The following is a 5,233-nucleotide window of genomic DNA, read 5'->3' on the forward strand; positions in this document are numbered from 1 at the left end:
CGGATATCGGGGCGGGAGAGGCGGGTGAGGCAGCCATGAAATCCTCCTCGACGAGCGGATGTACCGCTGACCATGGAGGACCACGCCGGGACAAGCGTCAACCAGCGCAGAACAGGCGCGCGGGAGCACGGACCGGCGGCCCGGGGGCGCACCCGTCAGACGGTCGCCTCGGGCTCCGGGGTGAACTCGTCCGCGTGCTCGCCCGTCACCAGATACACCACCCGGCGGGCGATCGACACCGCGTGGTCGGCGAACCGCTCGTAGTAGCGGCCCAGCAGCGTCACGTCGACGGCCGTCTCGATGCCGTGGTTCCACCGGTCGTCCAGCAGGTGGCTGAAGAGCGTCCGGTGCAGCGAGTCCATCTCGTCGTCGTCCTGTTCGAGCTGCATCGCCAGCTCGACGTCCTTCGTCAGCAGCACCTCCGTGGCCTTCGCCATCAGCCGCTGCGCCAACTGCCCCATCTCCAGGATGGTGGCCGCCAGGTCGCGCGGCACCGCCGAGTCCGGGAAACGCAGTCTGGCCACCTTCGCGACATGCTGCGCCAGGTCACCACAGCGCTCCAGGTCGGCGCTCATCCGCAGCGACATCACGACGATCCGCAGGTCCGTGGCGACCGGCTGCTGCCGCGCCAGCAGCGCGACCGCCGCGTTCTCCAGGTCGCGCTGCATGTCGTCGACCTTGTCGTCGGCGGCTATCACGCTCTCCGCGAGCTTCAGGTCGGCGTCGAGCATCGCCGTCGTCGCCCGGCCGATCGCGGAGCCGACGAACCTGGCCATTTCCACCAGATTGTCGCTGATCGCGTCCAGTTCCTCGTGGTATGCGTCACGCATGACTGTCCTTCCTCACCTGCCGGCCGTTCGTGTCGTCCATAAGCTCTGTCCGCAAAGCAGCCGCCTCCGCCCCGTCAAGTGAATCATCGCTGTCGGCAAGGTGAACTCTCGCGGGCGCCGGGACGAGCATCTCCGGTCACCTCTGTCCTCGGGGCACAGGCCGCATAACCTGAAGAATATGGACGTGAACGCGGCAGTCGCCGCCGTGGCGGCGATAGCCGGGATGTGCACCGGCGCCATCGCCATGCTGGCATTCCGTCTGAGCGAGCGCGAGCGTACGCGTCCGCTGCGCACCGGCCACGCGTCCGACGCCGTCCTTCCGCCCGGCGTCGACACGGTGCTGTCCGTGCTGCGCTCCTCGGCCGTGGTGCTCGACGAACGCGACGACGTCGTCAAGGCCAGCTCGGCCGCGTACGCGCTGGGCCTGGTCAGGGGCGGCCGGCTGGCCGTGGAGCCGATGGTGGCGATGGTCAGGGACACCCGGCGCGACGGCGAGATACGGGAGACCGAGCTGGACCTGCCCCGGCGCGGCCGGGGCCTGGGCCGGCCCGACGTGCTGGCCGTCTCCGCCCGCTCCGCGCCGCTGGGCTCCCGGCTGGTGCTGCTGCTGGTGGAGGACCTCACCGAGGCCCGCCGCATCGAGGCGGTCCGCCGTGACTTCGTGGCCAACGTCAGCCACGAGCTGAAGACCCCGGCGGGCGCGCTCTCCCTGCTCTCCGAGGCCGTCCTCGACGCGGCCGACGATCCGGTGGCCGTCACCCGCTTCGCCGGCCGCATGCAGAACGAGGCCACCCGGCTGACCAACCTCATCCAGGAGCTGATCGACCTCTCCCGGGTGCAGGACAACGACATGCTCACCCAGGCCGAGCTGGTGCCGGTCGAGGAGCTGGTCGTCGAGGCCATGGACCGCTGCCGCCAGCAGGCGGGCAACAAGCAGATCACCATCGCCTCCGGCGGCACCGAGGAGCTGTCCGTGTGGGGGAACCGCAGCCAGTTGGCCGCCGCCCTCGGCAACCTTGTCGAGAACGCGGTGAACTACAGCCCGCCGCACACCCGGGTCGCCATCGCCGGCGCGCGGGTCCCCACCCCGGGCGGGGACCTCGTCGAGATCGCCGTGACGGATCAGGGCATCGGCATCCCCGAGACCGACCGGGAGCGGATCTTCGAACGGTTCTACCGCGTCGATCCCGCCCGTTCCCGCGCCACCGGGGGCACCGGCCTCGGGCTGGCGATCGTCAAGCACGTGGCCGCCTCGCACGGCGGGGAGGTCATGGTGTGGAGCGCCGAAGGCCAGGGCTCCACGTTCACCCTGCGGCTGCCCGAACCGGGCAACGCGCAGGAACGCCACTCGTCCGTCCGCAGGAAACGGGACGGACTCGGTGGCACCCTGCATGAACCGGCCGAGTTTCCCGACGGCGCCGAGACCGACGCCGTTCCGGGGCACCGGCCACAGCCCACCCGCACCAACGATCCTGCCCGGGAGGTCCTCCCGTGACCCGAGTGCTCGTCGTCGAGGACGAGGAGTCTTTCAGCGACGCTCTGTCGTACATGCTCCGCAAGGAGGGCTTCGAGGTCGCCACCGCGGCCACGGGCCCCGAGGGGCTGGACGAATTCGAGCGCAACGGCGCCGATCTGGTGCTGCTCGACCTCATGCTGCCGGGCCTGCCCGGCACCGAGGTCTGCCGCCAGCTCCGGGGCCGCTCCAACGTGCCGGTCATCATGGTGACCGCCAAGGACAGCGAGATCGACAAGGTGGTCGGCCTGGAAATAGGGGCCGACGACTACGTCACCAAGCCGTTCTCCTCACGAGAGCTGGTGGCCCGCATCCGCGCGGTCCTCCGGCGGCGCGGGGAGTCGGAGGAGGAGAGCCCGGCGGCCCTGGAGGCGGGGCCGGTGCGGATGGACGTGGACCGGCACGTGGTCACCGTCTCCGGCCGCAAGGTGGACCTGCCGCTGAAGGAGTTCGACCTGCTGGCGATGCTGCTGCGCAACGCCGGCCGGGTCCTGACGCGGATGCAGCTCATCGACCGGGTCTGGGGCGCCGACTACGTGGGCGACACCAAGACGCTGGACGTGCACGTGAAGCGGCTGCGCGCCAAGATCGAGCCCGACCCGGGAGCCCCGCGCTACCTGGTCACGGTGCGCGGGCTCGGCTACAAGTTCGAGCCGTAGGACGCCGACGGCGCGGCAGGGGGGCGGGACCCCGGCCGGGGGCCGCCCCCCTGCCGCGCCAGAAGCGCGACGGCCGGGTCAGTGCCCGGCGTCGAGCCCTTCGGTGTCCTCGTCGGTGACGCCCTCGCCGGCGTCGTCGGCGTCCTCACCGGTCGCCTCGTCCGTCGCCTCGTCGGCGGCCCCGTCCGTGGCCTCGTCGCCGGCCGCCTCGTTGTCGGCCTCGTCGGTCACGTCCGGGTCGGGGGTGTCCTCCACGTCCGCCGAGGCCGTCGGGTCCGGCGTCGCGGCGGGCGACGGGCCCCACTCGCCCTCGTAGACGCCGGTGTCCGGGACGACCCGGGCGAAGAGCCCGATCTCACCGGTCTCGCTCAGCGTGAAGACGACGTGCTGCGCGTTGCCCAGCGCCACGTCCGTGGCCGCCGGGTCCTCGATGTACGCCGCCGCGTGGCCGTCGCCCGAGCCCAGGGCGACCGATCCGCCGGCCGGCCCCACGACGGCGTCCTCGCCGTCGGCCGGGACCAGCTCGACCCGCCCGCCGGAGTCGGGCAGCGTGACCGACTCCAGCGTCTGGTCCTCGGTGCCCTCGTTGAACAGCCGCGCGCTGATCGCGCCCGGACCGTCACCGGACTCGGGCAGGACGACGTTGACGTTCTGGACCTTGATTTCGTCCACCTGCGCGGCGGCGTTGTCCGGGCGGATATTGCCGGTCTCGGCCCCGTTCCCGGCTCCGCAGGCCGTCAGCGCGGCGATCGAGAACGCGAAGAACGCGGCGGCCGGGCCGCGTCGAAGGCTGCTGCTCACGGCGGCGGTATCTCCTCGGAGGGTCGGGATGATCTCTCGCGCCACAGGGTACCGACCCCGCTTTCCGGCCCCGCACCCGCCCCGGCGACGGACCCGCGAAGCACCCGAACGGAATGACGATCAAGGGATCGGCCTATGATCAATTCTTCGGGACGCGGACGGTTGGCCGAAGCCTTTCCGCCAACCGGGACAAACCGGACAACTTTTGCCGATCGCCTGAACCTTTTTCTGCCCGGTCGCGCCTGGATCGGCCCACTTCCGTGCCCGCTCAACCCCGCTCTCACCTGCGGTTACCCGGTGTCCCGCACTTCCCGAAGCATGTCAAAGGCGCCCTTGTCAACCCCCGAGATGCGGTCTGACCTGCGAAAACGTCATTCAATGGGACGTCTTCCCGTGTTAGCATGGAGAGCCACGGAAGGGGTACCTGTCACATGACGTTCAAGGTTGGCGACACCGTGGTCTATCCCCATCACGGGGCCGCGCTGATCGAGGCCATCGAAACCCGCCAGATCAAAGGTGTGGACAAGCTCTACTTGGTGCTGAAGGTCGCCCAGGGCGACCTCGAAGTGCGCGTGCCGGCGGAAAACGCCGAGCTGGTCGGCGTGCGCGACGTGGTCGGGCAGGACGGACTGGACCGGGTCTTCGAGGTGCTGCGCGCGCCGTATGCCGAAGAGCCCACCAACTGGTCCCGCCGCTACAAGGCGAATCTTGAGAAGCTGGCGTCCGGCGACGTGATCAAGGTGGCCGAGGTCGTGCGCGACCTGTGGCGCCGGGAGCGCGAGCGCGGACTGTCCGCCGGTGAGAAGCGCATGCTCGCCAAGGCGCGCCAGATTCTCGTCAGCGAGCTCGCTCTCGCGGAATCCACCAACGAGGACAAGGCCGAGTCCCTTCTGGACGAGGTTCTCGCCTCTTAAGTCTTCCCAGACTCCACTCCCCCCACATCAGTCCCTCGTACGCCGGAGTCCCGCCACCGTCCGCGGGCCCGCCCATTCTCCCGGAGACGAGCATTCCCGGTCCACCGAATTCCGTCGGGAACAGCGGGGACACCGGAATTCTCAGCGTGCGACACGTGCCGCAGCGCCCGAAGGCATTTCCCCATATGCCGCGCGGGCGCTGTGGCATGTACGGATCGATCGTCGAAACGCGCCGGGACCGTGAAGCTCGCTCGACCGGCCTGTCACGGAAGGGTCCGATCGTGTGGTCCCCGGCACGCTCAGGCCATACCCATTACCGCCCCGCGAACAAACCTGCACCCCTCGCCAAATGACAGACACCACACCCTCCCGCGCCCGCCCGCGGCGGGGATGACGGCGGCGGTGCGCGGCAGGCGGGGGGGGGGGCCGGCTCTTCTACACATCTCCGGGCCCACGAGACAGGCAGGAAACTCGGATGCCGGCTTCTGCGTGGAGAAAAAAACCGCACCGCAGTGT

Annotated in this window: 5 protein-coding genes; 3 read left to right on the forward strand and 2 right to left on the reverse strand. The window is 70.1% G+C overall.

The window, feature by feature from the left end; translation table 11 throughout:
* Nucleotides 1-155: 155 nt before the first annotated feature.
* A complete protein-coding gene (phoU, locus tag BN2279_RS07185) occupies nucleotides 156-830 on the reverse strand; it encodes a phosphate signaling complex protein PhoU (protein ID WP_059007617.1) in 675 nt (224 codons plus the stop codon).
* Between the two features lie 178 nt (nucleotides 831-1,008).
* On the opposite strand from phoU, the gene BN2279_RS07190 reads away from it, so the two are divergent.
* Together BN2279_RS07190 and BN2279_RS07195 are read left to right on the forward strand one after the other, a co-directional pair.
* Entirely contained in the window at nucleotides 1,009-2,325 is a 1,317-nt protein-coding gene (locus BN2279_RS07190) for a two-component system sensor histidine kinase PhoR (protein WP_059007619.1), read from the forward strand.
* Entirely contained in the window at nucleotides 2,322-3,002 is a 681-nt protein-coding gene (locus BN2279_RS07195; RefSeq protein ID WP_049563925.1) for a two-component system response regulator PhoP, read from the forward strand. The genes BN2279_RS07190 and BN2279_RS07195 overlap by 4 nt, the downstream gene beginning before the upstream one ends.
* Nucleotides 3,003-3,080: 78 nt before the next feature.
* On the opposite strand, the gene BN2279_RS07200 is transcribed toward BN2279_RS07195, so the two are convergent.
* The gene (locus BN2279_RS07200; protein WP_059007620.1) at nucleotides 3,081-3,803 is read right to left on the reverse strand and encodes a hypothetical protein; all 723 of its coding nucleotides are present in this window, start codon (nucleotides 3,801-3,803) and stop codon (nucleotides 3,081-3,083) included.
* 431 nt (nucleotides 3,804-4,234) lie between these two features.
* On the opposite strand from BN2279_RS07200, the gene BN2279_RS07205 reads away from it, so the two are divergent.
* A complete protein-coding gene (locus BN2279_RS07205) occupies nucleotides 4,235-4,717 on the forward strand; it encodes a CarD family transcriptional regulator (protein WP_059007622.1) in 483 nt (160 codons plus the stop codon).
* Nucleotides 4,718-5,233 lie beyond the last annotated feature (516 nt).

Origin of the sequence: Streptomyces specialis (assembly GCF_001493375.1) — a bacterium.
Taxonomy (GTDB): domain Bacteria; phylum Actinomycetota; class Actinomycetes; order Streptomycetales; family Streptomycetaceae; genus Streptomyces; species Streptomyces specialis.

Excerpts from the sequence above, each read along its gene's own strand:
- phoU (WP_059007617.1), bottom strand. The coding sequence starts at position 830 with ATGCGTGACGCATACCACGAGGAACTGGACGCGATCAGCGACAATCTG.
- BN2279_RS07190 (WP_059007619.1), top strand. The coding sequence starts at position 1,009 with ATGGACGTGAACGCGGCAGTCGCCGCCGTGGCGGCGATAGCCGGGATG.
- BN2279_RS07205 (WP_059007622.1), top strand. The coding sequence starts at position 4,235 with ATGACGTTCAAGGTTGGCGACACCGTGGTCTATCCCCATCACGGGGCC.